This is a genomic window from Shimia isoporae (assembly GCF_004346865.1).
GTDB lineage: Bacteria > Pseudomonadota > Alphaproteobacteria > Rhodobacterales > Rhodobacteraceae > Shimia > Shimia isoporae.
This window is the reverse complement of record NZ_SMGR01000001.1, coordinates 2,352,419-2,377,307: the sequence shown is the minus strand read 5'-3', so window position 1 is coordinate 2,377,307 and position 24,889 is coordinate 2,352,419. Positions and strand designations below refer to the sequence as shown.

Genomic DNA, 24,889 nt, shown 5'->3' with positions numbered 1-24,889 from the left:
AATTACTCCATGATCTCGACCGCTGTGTAGCGACTGGACAGGTTGTGCACGTGTACATGTTCTCCAATACCAACATCTTCGGCCGCAAAACCTATGGGAAAGCCATATTTGACCACGTCCTTGCCTTGCGGAATGGGGGTCACGGCCAGCTTGTGACCGAGGCCAAGCGTTGCGGAAATGGTGACCGGTTCACCGGCCACCAGAATGACCTCACCGGCTGCGATTGTGGCTTTGAGAACTGCGATGTTGTCCCCGTTGGCAAGGACCAACAGGCGTGGGTCAAAAATTGCTTCGCTCATTGATCGCTGTCCCATGTGACGGAGTTCAAGAGGGTTGTACGCGCGGCCTTCAGATGCGTTTTGAACAACGCGAGTGCTTGGGCCCTTTCACCGGCTTGAAGGGAGCGGATAACGGCCAGGTGCTGCTCGGCTGCTGCATGGTTGCGTTCGCGCTCATCCTGTTTGTTCCAGCGGTAGTGATAGTGGAATATCACTGAAATCAGTTCGTAGAAGTCATCCACAAAACGGTTGCCCAACCCATCGGTCAATGCGCGGTGAAACTGTTCGTCCAATCTAGGGAAATTGAGGTACTCGGCGTCGATGTCTGCCAGAATCCGCTCATGATCCTCGACCAAATCAACCAGTTTGCGAAACGCAGGAGCGCTTTCACCAATCTCGACCATCTTTTGGAACGCGCGTAGCTCAAACATTTCCCGCACATCAAATAGCTCGATTGCAAACTCGCGTGTAAACCCGCGCAGCACCCAATGTCGGTTGGGTTCCTTCTCGATCAACCCAAACCTCGAGAACTTTATCAGACATTCACGCAGAACCGAGGTGCTGGCACCGAAGGCTCTCACCATTTCGCTTTCATGCAGGATTGCTCCGGGCTTCAAATCGCCGCCCAAAATAAACTCCATGAACTGTGTTTCGACCCGCTCGCTGGTCGACAGCGTTTCTTCTTTGGCGAAATAGTCCGCCGCCCGCGGTTTTCTCAGAACCATTTTGCTGCGCCCGGACCACCGGATCACTCCGATTTCGTCCAGATGCGTAAGTACCGCGCGGACAGTAGTGCGGCTGATCCCAAGGCGTTGGGTCAAGTCCACCTCCGAAGGCAACGTGTCCTCAACCGAAAGCGTCGCAACATAGTCGAGGCTTCGGTTCAGGCTGTCCTTGTAAGTTGATTTATCGCGCGACATGGAAATCTCTGATGGTCTTGGTGTGGTTCTAGAGTATTTACATAACGCCAAAGGTCGCAAAAGCGTCTTGCGAAGACATGCCCTTGCGGATCGCGTTGGCCACTTCGTTCTCCGTGGCGACTTTCTCCAACGCCAGAGCAATTGCCTCCTTTTCGGCCTCCTGAGGCACAATCAGCACGCCTTCATCGTCAGCGAAAACCAAATCGCCATCATTGATGCGAATGCCTTCGATGTCGATGGGAACCCGGTAGTCGATGACCTTGCCTCGGACCCCCTGATCTTGTGCAAAGGCGCCGCGGGAAAACACCGGAAACCCTAAGTGGAGGATTTCACTGGTATCACGAACGTATCCGTTCAGAATCGCGCCCGCCGCTTTCAGGTGCAACGCGCGGGTCGACATCAGCCCTCCCCAAAGCGCATATTCAAAGGACGAGCCTGAGGCGATGTAGATTTCGCCTTCCTTCAAATCATCCAGAGCCGCGAACATAAGACCAAACGGCATATCCGCCAGAGGTCCATGACCCTTGCCTTCTGGAAAGTCCGCTTCAAGCACAGTCATGGCTCTTCCTGCCAGCTTTGTACCTTGGGCAAGCGGTTTGATAGGCTGGGGCAAGAATTGCCGGCGATGGCCTAGCACATCCAAAACGTCGCCTAGTACCGCCGTAAACAACTTCTCTTTCATAAGTGCAAAGAGGTCTTTATCGGTCATTGGTGGCTCCTTCAAAATCCAGTCGCGCCGCCGCCATCGACCAGCAGCACCTGACCTGTGATATATTTCGCGGCAGGCGCACAAAGAAACGCACAGGCCCACCCGATGTCTTCAGGCGTGCCAAGGTGTCCCATCGGAATACGACTCATAATCTTGGCCTTGCGCTCGGGATCACCCTTTGTCGCTGTTCTGAAAACGTCTGTATCGATCCATCCAGGGGCCACCCCGTTCACCCGAATGCCTTTTTCGGCAAATTCCGCCGAGAGCGCGCGAATAACGCCGTTTATCGCTGTTTTTGCAATGGTGTAGCCGTGTACATTGGGCTGCCCGATGTAGGCGGTCATGGATGAGATGAACAGCACAGAGCCCGCTTTGCCAGCGCTTTCCATACGCGCCATTACGACGCGGCTCAGTTCCAGAGCTCCGCGTACATGAACATCAAAGACGCCGTCGAAATCTGCCAGCGACGAGTCAACGAAGCGCTTCTTTACCGTGTTGCCGGCATTGTTCACCAAAATATCAAATGTGCCGAAGTCTTTGTGGAGCTCGCCGGCAAATGCGCCGAGCTCTTCTGTTTCCGTCAGATCCAGAACACGGTACTGCGCTCCGTGACCGATCTCCTCGCATGCGGCATGCAATACATCCTCACGGCGACCGACAATCACCACTTTGGCGCCGCTTTGAGCAAGGCTCGTGGCAATTGATTTGCCCAATCCTGTGCCGCCGCCTGTGACCAGTGCGGTTTGACCGCTCAAACCGTATTGCTTTGCGAGCGTCGCATGTTCACTCATTTTCTGCGCCCTGCATGTCGACCAAGATTTTGAAAGTGTCGTGACGGTTTGCTTCCCAGTGTCCGAAAGCTTGATCGGCTTCTGACCAGAGAAAAACTTTTGAAACCAGTTGTCTGGACATGTCTGGGCTCTTCTCGAGAAATTCGATAACAGCCTCGAAGTCCACGCGATTTGCGTTGCGAGACCCCAAGATGTCGAGCTCTTTCAAATTGAAGAGCGCCGTGTTGTAGCTCACTTCGGTTTTGGCGTATCCGACATACACGACGCGACCTGCAAAACAGGCGAGGTCGATGGCGGATCGGAACGTCTCCGGTAGACCCACGGCTTCGATGACAACATCTGCGCCATGCCCATTTGTGAGCTCTTCTATGCGCGCGGACAGGTCCTCGCGGACGGGATTGATCACCGCGTCAGCCCCCATGGAAGAAAGGGTTTCTCGTTTGCTGTCGCTGATTTCAACCGCAATGACGCGTGCACCCGCGGCAATTGCACCCAAAATGGCGCCGACGCCGATCATGCCTGCCCCAAGCACCACCACCGTGTCTCCTTCGCACACAGCGCCACGGCGAACCGCATGAAAGCCGACCGAAAGCGGCTCTACCAGTGCCAAGTCCCTCATCGGCAATTTGTCGTTTAATATTAAATGCGTGTGAGGCACAGCAATTTGTGTGGCCATACCGCCGTCCCGCTGAACTCCAAGTGTCTGGTTGTGTTTGCATGCATTTGTGCGCGATTGCCGGCAGGCAGAACACCGACCGCAGGCAGTATAAGGAATGACCACGGCGCGACGCCCAACCATGGACGTTTCGGTCGGTACGTCTTCACCGGCTTGGAGGATTGTTCCTCCGATTTCGTGACCGGGAACGCGTGGCAGATTGGCCAAAGGGTTTGCGCCGCGAAACGTGTTGAGATCACTGCCGCAGAGCCCGACAACCCCGACCTTGAGTAGCACCTCGTCCGGACGCGGCCGTGGCGGTTCAACCGATTGAAACGCGGTTCTGCCAATTGATGTGATAGCCAGTGCTCGCATAAACGTCGGGGTCCATTGCATGAGTAGAGGAGGCTGTCCGCCGCTGGGCGGACAACCGATCTTGTTGCGCGTTACTTGAATTCTGCCACGTTGTCAGAGGTGATCAGAATGCCGTCGATCGGTGTGAACGCAGGCACACTTTCACCCTTGATCAGGCCGATCAGATTGGACACTGCTTCTGCGCCCATACGGGTATTGTCCTGTTTGATCGTCGCAGCCTGTTCGCCAGCCTCGATGGAGACGAGATTGGCAGGGTTGCCGTCAAAGCCGACGATTACGAGGTCTTCCAGTTTTCCCAGCTCACTGGCCGCAGATACGGCCGCTAGCGCGCCAGGGTCCCAAGCTGAAAAAATCGCTTTGATATCCGGGTTGGATTGCAAGAAGTTCACGGTCGTTTCATAGGCACAGGCGTCCTGCCAATCACAAATCTGGAAGATCACTTCGTGGCCTGCCGCCTCGGCCGCATTTTTGACGCCGTCACGGCGAGCGTTACCGGTTTGGTGTCCGGCGCTGCCACCCAGGATGAGAACTGTGCCCGCATCAAGTTGATCAACGATATAGCCACCGGCAATGGTTGCCGCCGCGAGATTGTCGGTCTGAACTAGGCTCGAGACATGGTCATGCTCAATTCCTGTGTCCACAGCGACAACCGGAATTCCCTTGCGTTTGGCTGAATCGAGTGACGCATCAAACGCACGGTTGTCTACGGAACCAATGATAATGCCGTCTACCCCCATGTTGATCGCCCGATCCACAGCGTCTTTCTGGGCGGCTGCGTCTGGAGACGAGGCGGTCAAATCGAGCAATTCTACGCCCATTTCGTCTGCCCGTGCCGCGGCAGCTTTCGCCACGCCGATCCAGAAGGTGTTGTCGGTGGAATAGCCTGTGTAGGCAATACGCAGGTCCGCAGCAAACGCTGCTCCTGCCATAGATACGCCGAGGGCAACAGTGGCTGCCATCGTTTTCAGAGCTGTCAGTTTCATGGGTCTCCTCCCTTTGATTTTGTTGCCCGGTCGCAGGCCGGACTTGTCCCGTGGGCGCTCCTCCTGCCCATCAGAATTCGTTTTTCGGTGACTTAGCGGGCAGGGCGTCGCCAAACGTCCCAGTAAACCGCGAGTATGATGATGATGCCGATTGCAATCCGCTGCACGGACGTGCCGACGCCGAGATACGACAGGCCAACAATGATCGTTTGCATAATCAGCATCCCGATCAGTGTCTTGCCAACCCCACCGCGCCCGCCAAACAAGCTGGTGCCTCCAATAACCACTGCTGCGATGGCAAAGAGTTCATAGCTTTGTCCGCGTGCAGGCATCGCAAAGTTCAGTTTGGAAACTTCCAAAATGGCTGCCGTCGCCGCCAGCAAACCACCAATCATGTAGTAATAAATACGGCTCTTGCGCACATTGACGCCGGAGAGCCGAGCAACTTCTTCGTTGCCTCCGACCGCGAACGCATGATTGCCCAGTTGTGTTTTCGTCAGAAACAACCCTGTCAACAATGCTACGCCAAACATGATGGTCATTGGCACGAGGTAGCCGGAGCCAAGCATCTGAAAACTCTCCGGAAACCGCGAAAGGTCGCGACCGCTGGCGAGGATTTCCGCGATCCCCTTATAGGCTGTCAGCCCACCTAAAGTGACGATGAATGCCGGAACTTTTGTAAGGACTTGTATTGTGCCGTTCAGGGCGCCCAAAAACGCGCCGGCTGCCAAGCCGATGATCACAGCGACCAAAACAGGCAGTTCGTACTCCGCCAACGCAATTCCAACGATGACCCCGACCACAGCGAAAATCGAACCCACCGAGAGGTCCAGCCCACCTGAAATCAGCACAACAGTGGTGCCGCAGGCGAGGATCGCCAGAATGGACGCCTGCCCGAAGATCGAAAGCAGGGTGTCTAGGCTGCGGAAAGGCTCCGATAGAATGAAAAACACGAGGTAAATCAGCACCAAAGCCGCAAGAACCTGCCAGATTTGCAGGAACTGGTGACGCAGAACATCGAAGCCAGAGCTCGTCGCGGACGGTGTTGAAATTTGGTTCGATGAGTTGTTTGTCATGTCACTCATCTCACGCGGCCCTGTCTTCCACGGCGCCAGTGATCAACCCGACAAGTGTGTCCCCATCGACGTCGCGGACATCCTTTACCGCCGCCAACCGTCCAAGCCGCAGAACCATAACCCGGTCGCAATAGTTCATCACGTGTTGCATGTTGTGGGTGATCATGATGACCGAAAGGCCATGATCTTTCAGCGAGTTGACCAAATCCATGGCCATCTTGCTCTCCCGAACGCCCAACGCCGCTGTCGGTTCATCCAGAATTGCGATGCGCTTGCCGAACATGACTGTTTTTGCAAGCGCCACTGCTTGCCTTTGCCCGCCAGAGAATGCTTCGGCCTCCCGGTAAATATCTGCAATTCGAATATCGAGTTTCTGGAACAGGCTGCGGATTTCCGCATCCATTTTGGGAAAATCCAAAGCCCCGAACAGGCGCCCGAACAGGTCTTCGCGTATGATTTCGCGACCCAGGAACATGTTCTTTGTTATTGAAAGCTCGTTCACGAGTGCGAGGTCCTGATAGACGGTTTCTATACCGGCTGCCTTCGCATCAGACGGCGAGTCGATGTGCACTTCCTTGCCGTCGATCTCAACAGTTCCAGCTGTTTTAGAAATCGCCCCAGTCAACGTCTTGATCAGAGTGGACTTTCCTGCGCCGTTGTCGCCAACCACGGCGAGAACCTCGCCCTGTCGTAATTCAAGGTCGACGTCTTCAAGGGCCACAACGCCGCCATAACGTTTGCTCAAGCCGCGCGCCTTCAGGATGGTGTTAGCACCCAGTGTTTGTGTCATCTGGTCCTCCCCGAAAGACGCGGAACGTCTAAATTTGGTTCTTACTCCATAAAAAACATTTTGCGAGTCGGTCAACGGTTTTTTTTATTTAAAATACATTTCTGATCTTCGCGCTGATTATGTTCAGTCATAAAACCTGTCCAATTCACGAAAATCTTTGGGTGTGTAGCCCGTGTGGTGTTTGAATTCCCTTGTGAGATGGGACGCACTGGAGAACCCGAAATCCTCGGCCAGTACCGCGAGGGGGAGGTGAGAGGTGTGTAGCTCCCTTTTTACCAGTTCCACCCGCTGTTTGCGGATGAAGTCCTGCGGCGCCATGCCGTAGGTCGCGAGAAATTTTTTGGAAAAGTAACTCCTGCTCATACCGGCGATCGCAGGTAGTTCCGATATTGAAACCCCGGTCCGCAAATTCTCCGATATGTGTCGCAACACCCCCGCCAGACGCTGCACATCTTTGCGTCGACGTCGGTCGTGCTCAGTTTCGCGTGCGCGAAAATGTGGACTGAGCAAAGTCATGATCTGACCCCGTAGGGACAGTTGGTGTGAAAAGCCGTCTTTGCCTACACACGCATCTATTCTGGTCATAGCATCCAGAGTCGCAGCCATGTCCATAACCGGAACTTCAACCGCCCAAGGGTGAAGGTCCAGTACGTCAATTCCTCCATCAATTGTCATTTTGAAGCAGATATTCAAAAGCCGCAGGCGCGAAGGGCAGCGATATCGGAAACTGGTCGTTGTCGGAAACAAATATGTGTGCCCGGACAGAAGGGTGCGTTCCGTACCGTTAAACACGACTTCTGCTTCTCCTCCCGCGATCAGATATAGCCGATGATAATCATCGTTGAGACGCAGGCCTTGCCACTCTGTCCCGTAGTCAGAGTTGTCAGAATGGTAGATTTCAAAATGAATGGGCCCGATGTCTGATGTCATCACTTGTCCTCCTGGAAGCAATCACATGAGAAATATAAGTATAGTGAATGTCAATAAATAAAGGGCGCAGACTTGAAAAGAAGACATGAATGAAAGTATTGGCGCATCTGGTGCATGGACAAGGTGTGCTGCGGAGTGAGAATGTCCCTACCATCGCCGAGTACCACTCAAGATCGACAGCCGCGGCGACACGGGAGGGAATATGATAATCGAATCGTTCGAAACCTGGATCTGCTCTAGGGATCAGGGGGTATTTGACGAGGCTCGCGAAGGAGCTGCTCCCATGCCTTGGAGCTATGGGGTTGGCAAGATCACCACCAGCGATGGCGTCGAAGGTTTGGCCACTTTCTGGGCCTCCCGATCTGGCGCTGTTACGGATGCATACCTCAAGGATGTGATCGCTCCCGTCATTTTGGGGCGCAACATCTCCGACCGAGAAAAAATCTGGCACGATTTTTGGAACATCGACCGTCACGGCGCCTTTTTTCCGGTGTTTCTGCCGGGGCCGATTGACGTTGCCCTATGGGATGCCGCTGCAAAGACCGCTGAGCTGCCTTTGCACCGATTTATAGGCAGCTACCGAACGAAACTGCCCGTCTATGCAAGCAGCCTGTGGCTCGAAACCGTCGAGGAATACGTTGAGGAAGCGCTGAAATATCAGGCCAAAGGGTTCAAGGCATATAAGATACACCCCTGTGGCCCGAGCGAAATGGACATGGAAATTCACGCCGCCGTTCGAGCCGCGGTCGGTGATGAGATGATCCTGATGTCCGATCCGGTTGCCGAATACTCTCTCAGCGAGGCAATTAAGGTCGCTCGGCAGCTTGAGCAGTTGAATTTCCGATGGTTCGAGGAGCCGTTCCGCGATTACGAGTTGGACAAATACGCCAAGCTCACGGCTGCGACAGATATCGAAATCGTTGGCACGGAAACCACGCGGGGCGGCCCATGGGGCATTGCTCAGGCAATCAAGTCGGATGCGGTAAATACGGTTCGCGCGGACGTAAGTTGGAAGGCGGGCATTACGGGAACGCTCAAATCATGTCACCTCGCAGAAGCGCACGGCATGAATTGCGAGCTGCATACGACCACCATGGGGCCGATGGATATGGCCAACGTGCATGTTAGCTGCGCCGTGCGTAATTGCGACTACTTCGAGCTCTTCGTGCCGGAAGAAACATTTCAGGCTCCGATGAAACAGTCTTACTACGAGTTCATCGACGACAATGGGGACATCCATGCCCCGGAACGTCCAGGTCTCGGCATAGACATCGATTGGGACCTCGTAGACGCCAATTGTGTGTCCCACAACAGCTTCAAACGATCAAAATAACGGCCCGAAAAGGGCCGCATGAGTAACAGAGGAGGAGAACTCATGACTTCATTGGTGAAAAAAACCACCGGATTGCTCGCGGGCCTGCTGATTGCAGGAGCCGCAAGCGCCGGAGAAATGAAAATGGCGTGGTACGCCTCTACGGTGCACCCCTATTTTGACGAGGTTCAAAAGGGAGTAGACCAGTTCGCCGCGGACTATGGCGTCGAAGTCACCAAACGTCTCGGACAGGATTGGACGCAGGACAATCAGAACGAAAACGTCACGGCCATGGCGGCACAGGGCTTCAACGCCTTCTCGATCTTCCCGTCTGACGTGGCTGGCGCCCACAGCCTTTACGAGGAGCTGGACGCCAACGGCATCACCATTGTCGATTTCGGCCAACCCACGCAACAGCCGACACCAGCCAAATTCTTTGTTGGCACGCAGCTGAAAGAGGCAGCGATGATCGCCACCGAACAGCTTATCCAGGCGATGGGCGGGAAGGGCAACATCATCAACGTGCTTGAGGTGCCCGGCGAGGCGACCCGTCTGCGACAGGAAGGCGTAGAAGAAGTTGTCGCGAAATACCCTGACGTACAGATCATTCAGACAGTCGGCGACCTTTCTTCAATCGAGGACAGTGTCGAAAAGGTACAGAACGCCATCGCGGCCAATATCGGCAAGATCGATGGCATGATCGCGACCGGATACACCCCGACAGTTGCGATTGCCCAACTGCTGACGGAATACCATGAGGGCGGCGGCGATAAGATCCACTTCTTCGGCATCGATACAGACGCCGTTGTTATGGACGCGATCCGCGCCGGCCACATCGATGGGACGATGGCACAAAACCCTTACGGTCACGGTTACATTCCGATGGTTTTGCTTAAGTTGATGGGCGAAGGTTATACCAAACGCGACGGCGTACATGCAATTGACGCCGGTGTCGTTCCGGTGACGGCGGCGAACATCGACACCTATCAGGACGACATCTCGGCACTGACCAAATCGATCATCGCATCGCTGGAAACCGAGTACCTTCAGAAATAAACCCACTGGGGCGGCCAAATACGCGCCGCCCCTTTCTGCCTTTGAGGAAATAAACGTGGCTCTCTCAACCCTGAAATCCGGCAAAGTGATCACTGGCGCAGATGCCGGCATCCTTGGTGCCGCCGGCGTGCTGATCCTGTTGTTCACGCTCGCTTCCGACAGCTTTCTGACGCAATACAATATTTTCAACCTGACAAGGACGCAGTCGCTCTACATCTTTGTCGCGCTTAGTCAGGCTGTCATGCTGGTGACAGGCAACATGAACCTGTCTGTTGGGGCCATAGCAGGCCTGACAGCCGTTGTGTTTGGGTATCTTGTGGACACGATGGGACTTCCGCTTCCCGCTGCGCTCGCAGGAGCCATGGCCGTCGCGCTGTTTTGCGGATGGTTCAACGGTTTCGTGATGACGACTTTGGGCATCAACTCCTTTATCGTTACGCTTTCCACGCTCTTTATCTTTACGGGCTTCGTTTACGGTATCTCCGAAGGATATTCCTATCGCGGCATCCCCAAGGAATTTGTCACCATCGGGCGCGGAAAATTCATGGGCCTGCCTTATCTCTTCTATCTGATGCTCGGAACACTCGCCGTCGTCTGGTACATGTTCCGCTATACCGTATTCGGGCGGCAACTTCTGGCGACCGGTTCTAACCAGGAAGCCGCGGAACTTTCCGGTATCAACACCCATCGCGTCATCATGGGCGCGAACCTTTTGTCGGCATTCTTTGCCGCCGTTGGCGGTCTTCTTTGGGTCTCCCGTCTTGGCACAGCCCAACCTGCCATTGGTCAAAACTGGCTGATCATTTCCTTCGCGGTTGCGATTATTGGCGGAACGGCGTTGCAAGGGGGGCGCATAACGGCAATTGGTCTTTTTGGCGGTGGCCTGATCATGGTGCTGATCAAGAACGGCCTCATTCTCGTGCAAGCCAACGTCTATTTTGAACAAGCCTTCCTCGGCGCAATCATTCTGCTGACGATCCTTTTGGATCGAGGCCGTGAAATCTGGGCGCGGAAGGGTCGCAAGAAATGACCTTGGCGCTTTCCAACATTTCCAAGTCCTTTCCGGGGGTGAAAGCCCTGGATGATGTTTCAATCACTTTCGAACCAGGGCACGTGCACGCGCTTCTTGGCGAAAATGGCGCCGGCAAGAGCACGCTGATCAAGGCAATTTGTGGAATCCACAAACCTGATCAAGGCAGCGTTTCACTGGATGGTAAGAAGCTGTCTCTTGGGTCGCTCAAGGAAGGTATGGCCGCCGGTATCACCATTGTTAATCAGGAAATCCAAGTCTTTTCCGAGAGTTCGATCGCGGAAAACATTATGATGGACAAGCTTGAAATCTATCGCAAACGCGGCGGTCTGGACTGGGCGCAGATGAACCGTGACGCTGCCCAGTATCTGGCAAGAGTAGGTCTGCACCTCGATCCGGAATTGCCGATCGGAGGATTGAGCGCGGCGCAAAAGCAACTAGTGCAAATTGCAAAGGCGCTCAGCCGCGAGGCACAAGTGATCCTGTTGGATGAACCTACATCATCTATCACCGCCAACGAGGTCGCAAAGCTCTTTGAGCTGATCCACGAATTGCGGGACAAGGGGATCACCATGATCTTTGTCTCTCATAAGCTCGAAGAGGTTCTGGAGATCTGCGATATGGTTTCCGTGCTACGTGACGGTCGACATGTTGGCACGCGCCCGATTGCGGAGATGGACAAGGAAAAGATCATCGAAATGATGATCGGCCGTCGCATCCAACTAGAGAACTTCGGGGCCTTGACTGCCGATGACACTGTTATCGCACTGCGAGCCAATGGCGTTACCTCGGACGGCCTCATAGAAGACGCCAGTTTCGACCTGCGCAAAGGAGAGATCCTGGGTTTTTACGGGCTCGTCGGCGCTGGGCGGTCCGAGTTGGCCAAAACCATTATTGGTCACTACCCCAAAACACGGGGAAAACTGTTCAAGGATGGGCTGGAAATCCATGCAAAAAGCGTTGGGGAGAGCATCCGCAAGAACAGCATCGGTTATGTTTCGGAGAACCGCAAAGAAGAGGGGCTTTTTCTCGACTTTGATATCGAAACCAACATGACAATCACGATCTGGAAGCGCTTGCGTAATGCCATTTCCCGAAAGATCGACCCAAGGCGTCAACGCGAGATGGCAGACGGGATGATGGACGCTCTCGATGTGCGTGCAACCGGAGTGGATCAGCTTGTCGGAAATCTCTCAGGTGGCAATCAGCAGAAGATTTCTATAGCAAAATGGCTGGCCGCCGATTGCGACATTCTGATTATTGATGAACCCAGTGTCGGCGTAGACGTCGGTGCCAAGTCTACGATTCACAAGATCATTTGGGACCTTGCGAATGAGCAGGGTAAGTCCATCATTCTGATATCTTCTGACATGCCTGAAATGATCTCTCTCGCGACCCGTATTCTTGTTTTCAAGGAAAAGCGCATTACGGGCGAAGTGGATGGAATTGCAACTTCAGGCCTACCTTACGAGGACGTCAGCCGCGAAATCGGGAGGCTAATGGCATGACCGGTTCGCCTTTTGATCTTGATGGCAAGATCGCGCTGATCACTGGAGGTGGTAGCGGCATCGGGTTCGGAATTGCTCAGTGTTTTGTAAATTCCGGCGCCCGTGTTCTGTTGATCGGTCAAACCGAGTCCAAACTTGCAGCAGCGGTCGAACAGCTTGGCGATTCTGCGAGGTACTTCGTAGCCGATGTGACGAACGAGGCCGCTTGTCGGTCAGCGGTTGATTGTTGTGTCGACATGTTTGGCGGTCTGGACATTCTGATAAACAATGCGGGCAATCACCTAAAAAAGTCGCTCTTGGAAACCTCGCAAGCTGACGTTCAGAGTGTTTTGGATGTCCACGTGCTCGCCGCGTTCAATCTAACACGTCTGGCCTTGCCAGCGCTGGCGGAGAGAGAGGGCAGCGTTCTCTTCATTGCATCAATGGCATCCTACCTCTCGATCCCGCAGGTGATCGGATACACTGCGGCTAAATCAGCCGTTTTGGGATTGGTGCGCGGCACAGCTGCGGAGGCCGGCCCAATGGGTGTCCGAGCAAACGCTATCGCGCCGGGATGGATCAGTTCAGCCATGACGGACGCCGCGCTCAACAATGACCCACCTCGCAAGGCAAAGATCCTTTCCCGAACACCTTTGGGTGGCATGGGCGAGCCATCAGACATTGGATGGGCCGCTACTTATCTTTCATCTCGCGCCGCGAAATTCGTCACAGGTCAGGTGTTGGCCGTGGACGGTGGCGCAGTCTCCGGATTCTGACACAATGCGCGCTTTTTATATCGACGGCCCGGGCCAAACCCGTTTTGGGACTGCCAATGTTCCCGTACCCGGGGTAGGTGACATCTTGTTGCGAGTAGAGCGGATCGGCCTTTGCGGGTCGGATCTCAACACTTACCGCGGGCGAAACCCATTGGTGAGTTATCCGCGTATACCCGGGCATGAAATTGCGGCGACCATTGTAGAAACCGGTGCAGATGTGCCCGAGAAATTCTTCGTCGGACAGGCTGTCACTCTCAATCCCTACAAAAACTGTGGCAACTGTCCTGCCTGCGTTTCAGGGCGGATAAATGCCTGCCGCAACAACCAAACGATGGGAGTCCAGCGCGAAGGTGCGCTGACCGATATGATTTCCGTGCCGTGGCAGCGGATTGTGACTTCCAGCGTTAGCGATCTGAACCACTTGGCCTTGATCGAACCGATGGCCGTAGGTTTCCACGCCGTAAGCCGAGCCGAAGTCGCAAAGGGCGAAGTTGTGGCCGTGTTCGGATGTGGTGCCATTGGCCTTGGTGTGATTGCCGGTTGCGTTCGGCGCGGCGCCGAGGTGATTGCGATCGACATCGACGATGACAAACTTGGGGTCGCAAAGAAAGTTGGAGCAACCCATGTGGTCAACAGTCGTAATACCGACGTAATACCGACGCTGAACAGCCTGACGGAAAACCGTGGTGTTCCTGTGGCCATTGAGGCTGTCGGCCTCGCGGAAACCTTCACCGCCTGCGTCGACGTTGTCGCTCCGGTCGGGCGCGTTGTCTATATTGGCTATGCAAATACTCCGGTCACCTATGAAACCAAGTTGATCCTGACCAAGGAATTGGACGTCCTCGGCTCACGTGGTGCATTACAGCAAGATTTCGAGGATGTGGTCTCATTCGTGGAAAGCGGCGCGTATCCGTGTGACGAAACCATCACTCAAGTCTTCCCTTTCTCGAAGGCAAATCAAGCACTTGAGATGTGGGATGCTATGCCGTCAAAGATCACTAAGCTGATTGTGAGGCTATCCGAGGAGGATGCTTATGCTGGATGAGCGTCACCGTCTTTCCTTCGGTTGCTCGGCTCTGGCCGGTCTATACCATCCAATCTCCGAGGCTGGCTCCCGACAGGTCCTTCAAGCAGCCTGGGACGAAGGTTTCCGGTATTTCGACACAGCGCCACACTATGGAAATGGAATGTCTGAACGGCGCGTAGGCGATTTTCTGAGAGACAAGGACGGATGGCTTCTTTCCACCAAAGTAGGCCGAATACTCACGCCGGATAGATATCCCAGGACACCAACAAACGGGTTCTTTAACCCATTGCCTTTCCAACAACATTTCGACTTCTCATATGACGGCATCATGCGGTCTGTTGAGGGTAGTTTTCAGCGCCTTGGTCTAAATCGTATCGACATTCTCTATGTGCACGACATAGGTGATCCAGCTGTTGGCACCGACACGCCGGAGCACATCTCGAGTCTTCTGGAAGGTGGCCAGCGGGCACTTGTCGAGCTCAAATCAAGCGGTGTTATCAAGGCCTTTGGCTTGGGCGTGAACACAACAAGAATCTGCGAGGATCTGGTCGGTCGGATGGATCTGGATTTGATCCTGCTCGCCGGCCGATATACTTTGCTCGACCAGTCCGCGACCAAGCGACTCTTTCCACTTTGTGCGGCGCACGATGTCGGTATCGTAATTGGCGGCGTCTACAATTCCGGAATTCTGGCAACCGGAGCCATCGAGGGAGCGTTTTTTGACTACGCCCCGGCCAATACCGACGTGTTGGAACAGGTGCGTGAACTGGAAGCAATCTGCGCGCGGTTCGAAGTTCCGCTCGCAAGCGCAGCGCTTCAATACCCGGCGCGCCATCCGCTAGTGGCGTCGACACTTCTGGGCACGTCCAAGGTTTCTTCCGTTTCCAGAAATCTGAGGTCCTGGTCACATCAAATTCCCGAGGAATTATGGAGCGCCCTCGAAGCGAAATTTGAGGCGCAATCGCAGGTGTGTAAACCGGAACACACAGGTTTTCCGGAAGATACCAAAAACGGGTAAGTTCGCTCGCGCTCCAGCCCAAGATTGAATAATACATTTAGCTGCTGCATTGTCCGCTCTATGGAATTCTTGGACTTCGGACATAACCCGTGGCTAGTCGCCGTATCATTCGTCGTGGCGCTCGTTGCGGGTGCAACTGGGTTGTCGCTGACGCGCGATCTATCTGAAAAGTCAGTTTCACAACGGAAACTGGCTGTCGCCTTGGGTGCAATCGCGCTGGGGGGCGGCATTTGGTCGATGCACTTTGTGGCGATGCTAGGTCTAAAGTTGCCTATTCTTTTCTACTACGACGCAGCGATTACCCTGGCGTCTGCCCTCATAGCAATACTGATGGTCGCTCTGGCGTTGGTGTTGCTGCACTTCTTTCCACGAACACGAATGACCATTGCCGCATCGGGTGCAATTGTTGGGGCTGGGATATTGACCATGCACTATGTGGGTATGGCAGGCATGCAGTTGTGTCGCCCGATTTATACTGGGGCAGGGGTGATAGGATCGTCCATTTTGGCGATTGCTCTCTGCATTTTAGCAATTGGAGTTGCCTACAGCGTGCGTTCCAACAGGACGATTGTCATCGGTACCTTTTGCTTCGGTGCTGCTGTTTTCTCGGTGCATTTCCTTGCCATGAGCGGGACCAACTTTGTCGCGCTAGAAAACATTCGGGAATTCGGCCCCGTGATAAGCAACGAGGTTATGGCGGTAGGTGTGATTTTGTCGAGCTTTGTAATCTTCGGCGCCTTTTTGTGGGTCGGAACTACCTACCTTGAGCCCGCGCATAGTGGAATGGCTCAGGAGGTGACTTTCACCCCCGAATATTCTGCGAAAGACTCACAAACCGCCAACGAACCTGCGATTGTCCGAATCCCATGTGAGCGCGACGGCGGAAAGGTTTTCGTCGCGGCGCCAGACGTGGTTTTCGTGCGTGCTGATGGGCATTACACCCAGGTTTATACAACAACAGACAAGTACTTCTGCGTCTGGCCCATCACAGAAGCCGTTAAGCGGCTCGTGCCGACTGGGTTTCTAAGGGTTCATCGAAGCTATCTCGTAAACCCTCAAAAAGTCGTTCGTTTCGAGCGAGGCAAGGACAAGGGTCAGTGTACATTTGGCGAGAACAACCTGCCACCCGTTCCGGTCAGTCGGTCAAATTTGAAAGACGCGCAATCCGCCTTCGGGTGAAAGCTGCCGCATCAGGCGCAGTTCGTGCAGGCTCAGGCGCATTTCGTGCAAAAGTCGCGAAAACAAGTTGCTAAGTGAAGATTTAGGTTAGTCGCGGACGCAGCCTCCTCCCAGCCAGAAATATTGCTGAAGGGAGGAGAGGCAATGATTCCAGCTGCCTTTGAATACTACAGGCCGACAGATATGGCCGGAGTGTTAGCCGTGCTCGAGGAGCACGGTGACGATGCACGTGTTATTGCGGGCGGACACAGTTTAATTCCGATGATGAAGCTTCGGATGGCAGATGTTCCCCACCTGATAGATTTGCAAGACGTTGATGGACTGTCCGGCATAAACGTCGAGAGTGACCGTGTGATCATCGGAGCCATGACCACTCAACACGACATTATCGTCAACGACTCGCTCGCTGCCGCTGCGCCGATCATGCGCGAGGCGTCTTTGCAGATTGCCGACCCTCAGGTGCGCTACATGGGCACGGTTGGAGGCAATGTCGCCAATGGCGATCCGGGCAATGACATGCCTGGCTTGATGCAGTGCCTCGACGCCACATTTACATTGGTAGGCCCAGATGGAGAGCGTACTGTCGCCGCGCGTGACTTCTATGAAGCCGCTTATATGACCGACCGGGAGGACGATGAAGTCCTGACTGCCGTGTCTTTCGCTGCGCCCAAAGGCGGCTACGCCTACGAAAAGCAGAAACGCAAAATCGGCGACTATGCCACTGCTGCTGCTGCTGTGCTGATCACCAAGACAGATGGCGCATGCGCTGCGGCCTCCATTGCGATGACCAACCTGAGCGACACGCCTATCTGGTCCGAAGCCGCCGCCGAGGCGCTGGTGGGCACGTCCTTGGACAACGCGGCCATCGCCGCCGCCGTTGCCGCCATGCTGGGTGACATCGACCCGACCGACGACAACCGAGGCCCGGTCGAATTCAAACGCCACGCCGCAACCATCATCCTGCGCCGCGCCATCGAAACAGCCTGGTCGCGGGCCTGAGGGAGAAAGACATGTCCAATAAGAAACACATCAAAATGACCGTGAACGGTGAGGAACAAGAATTTCTGGCCGAACCACGCGAACTGCTGATCCATACATTGCGCGAACGGCTGAACATTACCGGTCCGCACATCGGGTGCGAAACCTCACACTGCGGTGCCTGCACCGTGACGCTGAATGGCAAATCGGTTAAATCCTGCACCGTCTTTGTGGCGCAGGCCGACGGGGCCGACATCACCACCATCGAAGGACTTGGTAATCCCGATAGCCTGCACGTGTTGCAGGAGTCGTTCAAAGAGCACCACGGGCTGCAATGCGGCTTCTGCACGCCGGGTATGATCACCCGCGCGTCCAAGCTCTTGGAAGAAAACCCGAACCCAACTGAGGAAGAAGTGCGCTTTGGCATGGCGGGTAATATCTGCCGCTGCACCGGCTATCAGAACATCGTGAAATCCATCCTCGCCGCCGCGAGCGAGATGAATGCAGCCAAGGAGGCGGCAGAATGAACAAGGAGCTATCCCGCGAGGAACGCGCCGACGCGCTGGGCGGCATGGGCTGCAAGCGCAAACGGGTCGAAGATGCCCGGTTTACCCAAGGCAAAGGCAACTACGTCGATGACATCAAGTTGCCCGGCATGTTGCAGGGCGACTTCGTGCGCTCGCCATACGCGCACGCAAAAATTGTCTCGATTGACGCCTCCGCCGCCTTGGCGCTTGACGGCGTGATCGCCGTCTTGACCGCCGAAGATCTGGCGCCGTTGGGGCTGCACTGGATGCCTACTTTGGCGGGCGACAAACAGATGGTGCTGGCCGATGGCAAAGTGCTGTTCCAAGGTCAAGAAGTGGCCTTTGTTGTCGCCAAAGACCGCTACATTGCAGCGGACGCCGTGGAACTGGTCGAGGTCGAGTACGAAGAACTGCCGGTTCTGACTGATCCCTTTGCCGCTATGGAGTCTGATGTGGTTCTGCGCGAAGACTTGCTTGGCGAGGGTGGCTCGCTGCCCGATGGCGCACACGGTCCGCGCAAACATCACAACCACATTTTCACGTGGGAAGTGGGCGAGAAAGACGCTACCGAACAGGTGCTTCAGGAGGCCGATGTGGTGGCCGAAGAGATGGTTTACTACCACCGTACTCACCCATGTCCGTTGGAAACCTGCGGCTGCGTTGCCTCCATGGACAAGGTGAACGGTAAGTTGACCCTACACGGTACGTTCCAGGCGCCACATGCAATCCGCACCGTGGTCAGCCTCATCTCCGGCATTGAGGAACACAACATCCGAGTGATCTCGCCAGACATTGGCGGGGGCTTTGGCAACAAGGTGGGCGCATACCCCGGTTACGTCTGCTCTGTTGTCGCTTCCATCGTCACCGGCGTTCCGGTGAAATGGGTCGAAGACCGGATGGAAAACCTGATGACCACCGCCTTTGCCCGCGATTACTGGATGAAGGGCAAGATCTCCGCCACCAAGGAGGGCAAGATCACCGGCTTGTGGTGTCACACCACAGCGGATCATGGCGGCTTTGACGCCTGCGCCGATCCAACAAAATTCCCGGCTGGATTCATGAACATCTGCACCGGGTCTTATGACATCCCAACCGCCTATCTGGCAGTGGATGGCGTCTACACCAACAAGGCACCGGGGGGCGTGTCCTACCGCTGTTCCTTCCGCGTGACCGAGGCGGCGTATTTCATCGAGCGGATGATCGAGATCCTCGCGATAGAGTTGAACATGGACGCGGCCGAGCTGCGCCGGATCAACTTCATCAAAAAGGAGCAGTTTCCGTATCAATCCGCGCTAGGCTGGGAGTATGACTCCGGTGATTACCACACCGCGTGGGACAAGGCGCTGAAGGCAGTGGACTATGACGGTCTGCGCGCGGAACAGGCGCAGCGGGTCGAGGACTTCAAGGCGGGCAAAACCCGCAAGCTGATGGGAATTGGCCTGACGCATTTCACCGAAATCGTCGGTGCAGGTCCGGTCAAGAATTGCGACATTCTTGGTCTCGGGATGTTTGACAGCTGCGAAATCCGCATCCACCCAACTGGCTCCGCGATTGCGCGCCTCGGCACCATCTCACAAGGACAGGGCCACGCGACCACCTTTGCGCAAATCCTCGCAACCGAGATTGGCTTGCCAGCGGACAGCATCACCATTGAGGAAGGCGACACTGACACCGCGCCTTATGGTCTCGGCACATATGGCTCGCGCTCCACGCCTGTGGCCGGTGCAGCCACAGCGATGGCTGGTCGTAAAATCCGCGCCAAGGCGCAGATGATTGCGGCTTACCTCTTGGAAGTGCACGACGATGATGTCGAGTTTGACGTGGATCGGTTTGTGGTCAAAGGCGCGCCTGAGAAGTTCAAGACGATGAAGGAAATCGCCTTCGCCGCATATAATCAGGCTATTCCGGGCATTGAGCCGGGTCTCGAGGCGGTCAGCTACTATGATCCGCCGAACATGACCTATCCGTTTGGTGCCTATGTCTGCGTCATGGACATCGACGTGGACACCGGTGTGACCGAGATCCGCCGCTTCTATGCGCTGGACGACTGTGGCACACGCATCAACCCGATGATCATCGAAGGGCAGGTGCATGGCGGCCTCACCGAAGCTCTGGCCGTCGCGCTGGGGCAAGAGATTGCTTATGATGACATGGGCAACGTCAAGACCGGCACGCTGATGGACTTCTTCCTGCCCACCGCGTGGGAGGTGCCGAACTACGAAACAGATCACACCGTGACGCCAAGTCCGCACCACCCAATTGGGGCGAAGGGCGTCGGCGAAAGCCCTCATGTGGGCGGAGTGCCCTGTTTCTCCAACGCCGTGAACGACGCCTTCCGCGCCTTTGGCCTACGCCACACGCACATGCCGCATGACCACTGGCGGATTTGGAAGACCGCCAACGGGCTTGGTCTGCACGGGTAAAAATTGGCGCGCGCGGTCAGGCATCGCGCGCGCCCCGACGCATCGAGGCTCTCATGACTTCTTGGACCGACCTTCAATCTGCCCTCGCGGCGGAAAACTATGTGGCATCCGATGATCTCGCGGTGTCTCTGCACCTCGCCCTGTCACTGCAGCGTCCTTTGTTGCTTGAAGGCGCAGCTGGCGTGGGCAAAACCGAAGTCGCGCGTGTGTTGGCGGCGGCTCAAAACACCAAACTGATCCGCCTGCAGTGTTACGAAGGTCTAGATGCGGCCCAAGCCATTTACGAATGGAACTACCAGCGCCAGTTGCTCGCCATCCGCGCCAGTTCAGAAGCGGGCGAAACCGGAAAACAAGTCGAAGACCGCATATTCTCGCGTGAGTACTTGCTGGAGCGGCCTTTGCTGGCAGCAATCACGCAGGCGCAAGCCCCGGTTCTGCTGATCGACGAGATTGATCGCGCAGACGAGGAGTTCGAAGCCTTCCTTCTGGAAATCCTAGCAGACTACCAAATCACCGTGCCTGAACTGGGCACCATCACAGCGACCACGGTGCCCACCGTAATCCTGACCTCCAACGGTACACGTGACCTGTCGGACGCGCTGCGCCGCCGGTGTTTGTTCGCCTATGTTGACTACCCCGACCGCGAAACAGAATTGGCAATCCTGCAAGCGCGCTGCGCCGGAATTGAAACACGCCTCGCAGAAAAGATTATTGGCTTTGTGCAAACCCTGCGCAAAGAAGACCTGGAAAAAGTGCCAGGCATTGCCGAAACGCTGGACTTCGCCGCAGCACTCATGGGGTTGGGCATTGCTGACCTAACCGCCGACCCCGCCGCGCTGCAAGCCACCCTCACAACTTTGCTAAAAACGCAAAGCGACCGCGCGCATATCACGACCGAGGTGGCGCAGCGGATCGCGGGGAAGGCCGCATGAGCCGTGTCACCCGTTTTGCTGGCCGCGACCCGGGTGCCACCGCGCGCATGGCAGGGTTCATGGCGCATCTGCGCGAAAACGGCCTGCGCCTTGGGGTTCAGGAAACCGAAGCGGCCCTCACCGCGCTCACCTATGTGGACGCGGCCCAGCCCGCTGAAACCCGCCGCGCGCTCAAAGCCATTTGCACGGGTTGCAAAGACGATGCGCAACAGTTCGACGCGTTGTTTGATAGCTTTTGGATGGACGCAGGCCGCGTGCGCACCAAGGTCATGCCGAAAAGGACGGCGCCAAGCAAAGGCGACGACAGCGTGCATTCCTCCCGCAACGCCAAAGGCGAAGACGCCGGTGGTGCAGGGGATGCCACTGCGCCCGAGGCAGGGCAAGGTGAGGCTGAGAATGATGGCGAAGGCAAGCTCATCGCCACAGAGATGCGCAACCTCTCACGTCGCGACTTGCGTGACCTGATACAGCCCGAAGACATTGCCGAAGCCGAGGCTATTGCGCGACGGCTCGGGCTTGCACTACGCGACCGGCGCTCCCGTCGCCGTGTGGCGGCCAACAAAGGCGACCGCCTGCATTTTCGCAAAACCATCCGGCGCAGCTTGGCCACGGGTGGCGAACCGATCCGGCTGATCCAGCGCAAACGTCCGGATCGCAGCCGTAAAATCGTCGCGCTCTGCGATGTGTCGGGCTCCATGACCGTCTACGCGCAGGTCTATCTCGCCTTTTTGGCGGGCCTCATGCGAGGCGATTTCACCGCCGACGCTTATCTGTTCCACACCCGCCTTGTGCGCATCACCGAAGCGTTGCGCGACAAAGATGCCATGCGCGCTATTGGCCGCATGTCTCTGATGGCGGATGGCTTTGGCGGCGGGTCAAAAATTGGCGAGAGCCTCGATACTTTCGCCCACACCTACGCTCGCAAGTTTGTAGATGGCCGCTCAGTTGTGATGATTTTCTCGGATGGCTACGACACGTCGCCGCCCGCGCATATCGACGCCGCCCTTGCAACCTTGCGCAAACGCGGCTGCCGCATCATCTGGCTTAACCCCCTCAAAGGCTGGCGCGACTACCAACCTGTTGCCGCGGGCATGGCCGCTGCCTTGCCGCACCTTGATCGATTTGCCGCTGCCAACACGCTGGCCGATCTGGCGGCTTTGGAAATGGAGCTTGTGACCCTATGACCCCTGCCGAGCTTTTGTCCACCGACCTCGCCCAGACCGCCACTGACCTACGCGCTAAAGACGAACCCTTTGCTTTTGCCACCATCGTGCGCACCGCAGGCACCACCGCCGCCAAACCCGGCGCTAAGGCGATCATCGGCGCGGACGGCACCATACTGCAGGGGTTTCTTGGGGGCGGTTGCACGCGGGGGGCTGTACGCCGCGCAACGCTCGAGTCGCTCGCTACTGGCGCGCCGCAGCTTGTGTCAGTTGCGCCTGAAGATTTCCTCAATGAAATCGGCGTCAGCGCTGGGACAATGGTGGACGGCGTGACCTACGCCCGCAACGGTTGCCCCTCTCGCGGCACGGTGGACATCTTTATTGAGCCATGCTTGCCCATGCCGCAGCTTGCGGTGCTGGGCACATCCCCGGTTGCCGAGGCGCTCGCGCAACTGGCGCCCCAGTTCCATTGGTCTGTGTCGCGCTCTGGCGACGCCCCCGCGTTCTCGGGCAAACTGCGCGCCATAGTGGTTGCCACGCAGGGGCAGGGGGACCTTGACGCGCTCAAAAACGCGCTCACCCAAGACGCCAGCTATGTGGCCTTTGTGGGCAGCCACAAGAAATTCGCCGCGCTGTCCACAAAACTTGCCGATGCTGGCATCGCCCAAGTGGACATCACCCGCGTTTCTGCCCCGGCAGGTTTGGACATCGGTGCGGTCACGCCCGAAGAAATCGCGCTCTCTATCCTGGGCGAGCTGATCCAGCACCGCCGCCAATCGGTCGAAAGGGGATCGTGATGTGTAATCTGTTGCACCGTCTTGCCCGTCGCTGTGCGCCCTCCCAGGAGCAGGCAGAGCTGCTGGCCAAAATCAAATTCCCCTGTTGTTGACGAAAGAAAGGACAAGCCATGGAGTTGGTTGATGAAATCACAATTGAGGCGCCAATCGAGGAAGTCTATGCGGCGCTCAATGATCCGGAGGTATTGAAGCGTTGTATACCTGGATGCGAGGAGTTGATCAAAAAATCTGAGAACGAGCTGGAAGCCAAAGTCGTTCTCAAAGTTGGCCCTGTAAAAGCCAAGTTTTCTGGCGAGGTGGTTCTGAACACAGAAGGCGCTCCAAGCGCTTTTTCCCTTTCCGGCCAAGGCAATGGCGGCGCGGCAGGACATGCCAAGGGGGGAGCAGACGTCACCCTGACAGCTGAAGGCGGGCGAACGATTTTGCGCTACGAGGCCAAAGCGGCCATTGGTGGAAAACTGGCACAGCTTGGCAGCCGCCTAATTCAAAGTACGGCTAAAAAGTTAGCTGCAAAGTTCTTCAAGTCTTTTTCCGATGTTATGACCGAAGAAGCGGTCAGCTAGGAGCGAAACGGAACAAAGCGATCGGCCGGTGGCTTAGCCACTGGCCGTTCCAAGCCTCTCTATGTTGGCAAGTAATTTTGAGACGGTCATTAGCGCGGAACCGGTCGCCATTACCATTTGTGGCAAAATCATCCATTCCAGTGTCCACGCAGTTCCTGAACGTTCCTGTTCGTGGTGCGACGCCATGTGCATTCCACTTAATTGGATCGCGTTGTACTGAGCCAGAGCTACCAAAACTTCCGCCTGTATTGGGTTTTGCTTGTGAGGCATTGCGGAGGAGCTCCCGCCGCCTGAAAGGGTAACCTCATCGATCCCCTGTTGCGACATAAGCATCAAATCCTGACCAATTTTTCCGGCGCCCCCTGTAAGCAGCGAAAGCCAGTTCGTAAAGTCCGCAATTGCGGTACGGTCAGTGTGCCATGGAGCCGCGTTTTCAAGGTCAAGTTTAACAGCCATTATGTTGGCCACTTGATCGGCATGTTCTCCCCAAGGGGTTCGATCGCCGACTGCTCCACCAAGTTGGAGGCGCAAAAGGTTTTTTCGTATGCCCGGATATCGATTGGTGCAGCTTTCAAAGGGGGCCCTCCACCCATTCAGACGATCGGCGACTTGAATGGGCAACGCGGCTTGCATCCGCGTTCGTCCTATCAAGTCATTTTGACCGAAGGAGGAGTCCAGTCTGCTCAACTGTGAGAGGACATGGGTTAGCCTTTGCTCGAAGATTTCCAGGACCCTGCGCAAGGATAGAACCAGAGCTGTGTCAATGACGTCTTGAGAGGTCATCCCCTTGTGGAGTGCTTTTCGGGCGCGATCCGGAAGTCCCTTGGCCAACTCGCTGACCAGAGTTGGAATAACGAGCCCGTCTTTGGCTGTGCCGTCTCGGAGAGCGGTAATTCCAACCGCTGCTTTTGATAGATGTTTTCTCACTTCGGCCGCGTCTGCCTTGTGGACAATTCCTGTTTCGGCAAGAGCCTCAGTATAGGCGTTTTCGACTGCAATCATCTCCGAAAGGGAGTTTTCAGCGCTCAGGACTTGCCGAATTTCTTCGTCGTCAAAGAGACCGCCAAGCCATGGATGCGTGAATACGTCTGTCATTTAAAGGCCTTTGAGACGA

General features: G+C 55.8%; 25 protein-coding genes. 15 read left to right on the top strand and 10 right to left on the bottom strand.

Annotated features, from left to right (window positions below; all coding sequences use genetic code 11):
• Positions 1–2: 2 nt before the first annotated feature.
• The 9 genes from BXY66_RS11640 to BXY66_RS11600 all read right to left on the bottom strand — a co-directional run bounded on the left by BXY66_RS11640 (position 3) and on the right by BXY66_RS11600 (position 7,507).
• Complete coding sequence (locus BXY66_RS11640; RefSeq protein ID WP_132860271.1) at positions 3–299, bottom strand: UxaA family hydrolase; 297 nt, start codon at positions 297–299, stop codon at positions 3–5.
• Positions 296–1,198 (bottom strand): GntR family transcriptional regulator, encoded by a 903-nt coding sequence (locus tag BXY66_RS11635; RefSeq protein ID WP_132860270.1) that lies wholly within the window; start codon positions 1,196–1,198, stop codon positions 296–298. The genes BXY66_RS11640 and BXY66_RS11635 overlap by 4 nt, the downstream gene beginning before the upstream one ends.
• A 37-nt stretch (positions 1,199–1,235) precedes the next feature.
• Positions 1,236–1,907: an RraA family protein gene (locus BXY66_RS11630; protein ID WP_132860269.1), complete on the bottom strand. Its 672-nt coding sequence runs from the start codon at positions 1,905–1,907 to the stop codon at positions 1,236–1,238.
• A gap of 11 nt (positions 1,908–1,918) precedes the next feature.
• A complete protein-coding gene (locus BXY66_RS11625; protein WP_132860268.1) occupies positions 1,919–2,698 on the bottom strand; it encodes an SDR family NAD(P)-dependent oxidoreductase in 780 nt (259 codons plus the stop codon).
• Positions 2,691–3,749: a zinc-binding alcohol dehydrogenase family protein gene (locus BXY66_RS11620; RefSeq protein WP_243694352.1), complete on the bottom strand. Its 1,059-nt coding sequence runs from the start codon at positions 3,747–3,749 to the stop codon at positions 2,691–2,693. Before BXY66_RS11620 ends, BXY66_RS11625 begins: the two co-directional genes overlap by 8 nt.
• A 50-nt stretch (positions 3,750–3,799) precedes the next feature.
• Positions 3,800–4,711: a sugar ABC transporter substrate-binding protein gene (locus BXY66_RS11615; RefSeq protein ID WP_132860266.1), complete on the bottom strand. Its 912-nt coding sequence runs from the start codon at positions 4,709–4,711 to the stop codon at positions 3,800–3,802.
• A gap of 92 nt (positions 4,712–4,803) precedes the next feature.
• On the bottom strand, positions 4,804–5,796 hold the full coding sequence (locus BXY66_RS11610) for an ABC transporter permease (protein ID WP_132860265.1): 993 nt from the start codon (positions 5,794–5,796) through the stop codon (positions 4,804–4,806).
• 1 nt (position 5,797) lies between these two features.
• A complete protein-coding gene (locus BXY66_RS11605; protein WP_132860264.1) occupies positions 5,798–6,577 on the bottom strand; it encodes an ATP-binding cassette domain-containing protein in 780 nt (259 codons plus the stop codon).
• 123 nt (positions 6,578–6,700) lie between these two features.
• Entirely contained in the window at positions 6,701–7,507 is an 807-nt protein-coding gene (locus BXY66_RS11600) for a helix-turn-helix domain-containing protein (RefSeq protein WP_132860263.1), read from the bottom strand.
• A 283-nt stretch (positions 7,508–7,790) separates the two neighbouring features.
• Here BXY66_RS11600 and BXY66_RS11595 point away from each other — a divergent pair, with 283 nt between their 5' ends.
• The 15 genes from BXY66_RS11595 to BXY66_RS11525 all read left to right on the top strand — a co-directional run bounded on the left by BXY66_RS11595 (position 7,791) and on the right by BXY66_RS11525 (position 23,775).
• A complete protein-coding gene (locus tag BXY66_RS11595) occupies positions 7,791–8,840 on the top strand; it encodes an enolase C-terminal domain-like protein (protein WP_207911308.1) in 1,050 nt (349 codons plus the stop codon).
• A 42-nt stretch (positions 8,841–8,882) separates the two neighbouring features.
• Entirely contained in the window at positions 8,883–9,875 is a 993-nt protein-coding gene (locus BXY66_RS11590; RefSeq protein WP_165929161.1) for a sugar ABC transporter substrate-binding protein, read from the top strand.
• A 55-nt stretch (positions 9,876–9,930) separates the two neighbouring features.
• Entirely contained in the window at positions 9,931–10,905 is a 975-nt protein-coding gene (locus tag BXY66_RS11585; RefSeq protein WP_165929160.1) for an ABC transporter permease, read from the top strand.
• Positions 10,902–12,413, top strand: a complete 1,512-nt coding sequence (locus BXY66_RS11580; protein WP_132860259.1) for a sugar ABC transporter ATP-binding protein — start codon at positions 10,902–10,904, stop codon at positions 12,411–12,413. The genes BXY66_RS11585 and BXY66_RS11580 overlap by 4 nt, the downstream gene beginning before the upstream one ends.
• Positions 12,410–13,168 carry an SDR family NAD(P)-dependent oxidoreductase gene (locus BXY66_RS11575; protein WP_132860258.1) on the top strand — a complete coding sequence of 253 codons (759 nt, stop codon included), beginning with the start codon at positions 12,410–12,412 and terminating at the stop codon, positions 13,166–13,168. Before BXY66_RS11580 ends, BXY66_RS11575 begins: the two co-directional genes overlap by 4 nt.
• A 4-nt stretch (positions 13,169–13,172) precedes the next feature.
• A complete protein-coding gene (locus BXY66_RS11570; protein WP_132860257.1) occupies positions 13,173–14,213 on the top strand; it encodes a zinc-binding alcohol dehydrogenase family protein in 1,041 nt (346 codons plus the stop codon).
• A complete protein-coding gene (locus tag BXY66_RS11565) occupies positions 14,203–15,213 on the top strand; it encodes an aldo/keto reductase (protein ID WP_207911307.1) in 1,011 nt (336 codons plus the stop codon). Before BXY66_RS11570 ends, BXY66_RS11565 begins: the two co-directional genes overlap by 11 nt.
• A gap of 60 nt (positions 15,214–15,273) precedes the next feature.
• Positions 15,274–16,392 (top strand): MHYT domain-containing protein, encoded by a 1,119-nt coding sequence (locus BXY66_RS11560; protein WP_132860255.1) that lies wholly within the window; start codon positions 15,274–15,276, stop codon positions 16,390–16,392.
• 144 nt (positions 16,393–16,536) lie between these two features.
• A complete protein-coding gene (locus tag BXY66_RS11555; protein ID WP_132860254.1) occupies positions 16,537–17,391 on the top strand; it encodes an FAD binding domain-containing protein in 855 nt (284 codons plus the stop codon).
• Positions 17,392–17,402: 11 nt separating this feature from the next.
• The gene (locus BXY66_RS11550; RefSeq protein WP_132860253.1) at positions 17,403–17,897 is read left to right on the top strand and encodes a (2Fe-2S)-binding protein; all 495 of its coding nucleotides are present in this window, start codon (positions 17,403–17,405) and stop codon (positions 17,895–17,897) included.
• Complete coding sequence (locus BXY66_RS11545; RefSeq protein ID WP_132860252.1) at positions 17,894–20,320, top strand: aerobic carbon-monoxide dehydrogenase large subunit; 2,427 nt, start codon at positions 17,894–17,896, stop codon at positions 20,318–20,320. The genes BXY66_RS11550 and BXY66_RS11545 overlap by 4 nt, the downstream gene beginning before the upstream one ends.
• 53 nt (positions 20,321–20,373) lie before the next feature.
• Positions 20,374–21,252: an AAA family ATPase gene (locus BXY66_RS11540; protein WP_132860251.1), complete on the top strand. Its 879-nt coding sequence runs from the start codon at positions 20,374–20,376 to the stop codon at positions 21,250–21,252.
• Positions 21,249–22,436 (top strand): vWA domain-containing protein, encoded by a 1,188-nt coding sequence (locus BXY66_RS11535; RefSeq protein WP_132860250.1) that lies wholly within the window; start codon positions 21,249–21,251, stop codon positions 22,434–22,436. The genes BXY66_RS11540 and BXY66_RS11535 overlap by 4 nt, the downstream gene beginning before the upstream one ends.
• Complete coding sequence (locus BXY66_RS11530; RefSeq protein ID WP_132860249.1) at positions 22,433–23,212, top strand: XdhC family protein; 780 nt, start codon at positions 22,433–22,435, stop codon at positions 23,210–23,212. The genes BXY66_RS11535 and BXY66_RS11530 overlap by 4 nt, the downstream gene beginning before the upstream one ends.
• 110 nt (positions 23,213–23,322) lie before the next feature.
• The gene (locus BXY66_RS11525) at positions 23,323–23,775 is read left to right on the top strand and encodes an SRPBCC family protein (RefSeq protein WP_132860248.1); all 453 of its coding nucleotides are present in this window, start codon (positions 23,323–23,325) and stop codon (positions 23,773–23,775) included.
• A gap of 33 nt (positions 23,776–23,808) precedes the next feature.
• Here BXY66_RS11525 and BXY66_RS11520 read toward each other — a convergent pair whose 3' ends face one another.
• Entirely contained in the window at positions 23,809–24,870 is a 1,062-nt protein-coding gene (locus tag BXY66_RS11520) for a 3-carboxy-cis,cis-muconate cycloisomerase (RefSeq protein WP_132860247.1), read from the bottom strand.
• Positions 24,871–24,889 lie beyond the last annotated feature (19 nt).

Excerpts from the sequence above, each read along its gene's own strand:
- BXY66_RS11640 (WP_132860271.1), bottom strand. The coding sequence starts at position 299 with ATGAGCGAAGCAATTTTTGACCCACGCCTGTTGGTCCTTGCCAACGGG.
- BXY66_RS11635 (WP_132860270.1), bottom strand. The coding sequence starts at position 1,198 with ATGTCGCGCGATAAATCAACTTACAAGGACAGCCTGAACCGAAGCCTC.
- BXY66_RS11630 (WP_132860269.1), bottom strand. The coding sequence starts at position 1,907 with ATGACCGATAAAGACCTCTTTGCACTTATGAAAGAGAAGTTGTTTACG.
- BXY66_RS11625 (WP_132860268.1), bottom strand. The coding sequence starts at position 2,698 with ATGAGTGAACATGCGACGCTCGCAAAGCAATACGGTTTGAGCGGTCAA.
- BXY66_RS11620 (WP_243694352.1), bottom strand. The coding sequence starts at position 3,749 with ATGCAATGGACCCCGACGTTTATGCGAGCACTGGCTATCACATCAATT.
- BXY66_RS11615 (WP_132860266.1), bottom strand. The coding sequence starts at position 4,711 with ATGAAACTGACAGCTCTGAAAACGATGGCAGCCACTGTTGCCCTCGGC.
- BXY66_RS11610 (WP_132860265.1), bottom strand. The coding sequence starts at position 5,796 with ATGAGTGACATGACAAACAACTCATCGAACCAAATTTCAACACCGTCC.
- BXY66_RS11605 (WP_132860264.1), bottom strand. The coding sequence starts at position 6,577 with ATGACACAAACACTGGGTGCTAACACCATCCTGAAGGCGCGCGGCTTG.
- BXY66_RS11600 (WP_132860263.1), bottom strand. The coding sequence starts at position 7,507 with ATGACATCAGACATCGGGCCCATTCATTTTGAAATCTACCATTCTGAC.
- BXY66_RS11595 (WP_207911308.1), top strand. The coding sequence starts at position 7,791 with ATGCCTTGGAGCTATGGGGTTGGCAAGATCACCACCAGCGATGGCGTC.
- BXY66_RS11590 (WP_165929161.1), top strand. The coding sequence starts at position 8,883 with ATGACTTCATTGGTGAAAAAAACCACCGGATTGCTCGCGGGCCTGCTG.
- BXY66_RS11580 (WP_132860259.1), top strand. The coding sequence starts at position 10,902 with ATGACCTTGGCGCTTTCCAACATTTCCAAGTCCTTTCCGGGGGTGAAA.
- BXY66_RS11575 (WP_132860258.1), top strand. The coding sequence starts at position 12,410 with ATGACCGGTTCGCCTTTTGATCTTGATGGCAAGATCGCGCTGATCACT.
- BXY66_RS11570 (WP_132860257.1), top strand. The coding sequence starts at position 13,173 with ATGCGCGCTTTTTATATCGACGGCCCGGGCCAAACCCGTTTTGGGACT.
- BXY66_RS11565 (WP_207911307.1), top strand. The coding sequence starts at position 14,203 with ATGCTGGATGAGCGTCACCGTCTTTCCTTCGGTTGCTCGGCTCTGGCC.
- BXY66_RS11560 (WP_132860255.1), top strand. The coding sequence starts at position 15,274 with ATGGAATTCTTGGACTTCGGACATAACCCGTGGCTAGTCGCCGTATCA.
- BXY66_RS11555 (WP_132860254.1), top strand. The coding sequence starts at position 16,537 with ATGATTCCAGCTGCCTTTGAATACTACAGGCCGACAGATATGGCCGGA.
- BXY66_RS11550 (WP_132860253.1), top strand. The coding sequence starts at position 17,403 with ATGTCCAATAAGAAACACATCAAAATGACCGTGAACGGTGAGGAACAA.
- BXY66_RS11545 (WP_132860252.1), top strand. The coding sequence starts at position 17,894 with ATGAACAAGGAGCTATCCCGCGAGGAACGCGCCGACGCGCTGGGCGGC.
- BXY66_RS11540 (WP_132860251.1), top strand. The coding sequence starts at position 20,374 with ATGACTTCTTGGACCGACCTTCAATCTGCCCTCGCGGCGGAAAACTAT.
- BXY66_RS11535 (WP_132860250.1), top strand. The coding sequence starts at position 21,249 with ATGAGCCGTGTCACCCGTTTTGCTGGCCGCGACCCGGGTGCCACCGCG.
- BXY66_RS11530 (WP_132860249.1), top strand. The coding sequence starts at position 22,433 with ATGACCCCTGCCGAGCTTTTGTCCACCGACCTCGCCCAGACCGCCACT.
- BXY66_RS11525 (WP_132860248.1), top strand. The coding sequence starts at position 23,323 with ATGGAGTTGGTTGATGAAATCACAATTGAGGCGCCAATCGAGGAAGTC.
- BXY66_RS11520 (WP_132860247.1), bottom strand. The coding sequence starts at position 24,870 with ATGACAGACGTATTCACGCATCCATGGCTTGGCGGTCTCTTTGACGAC.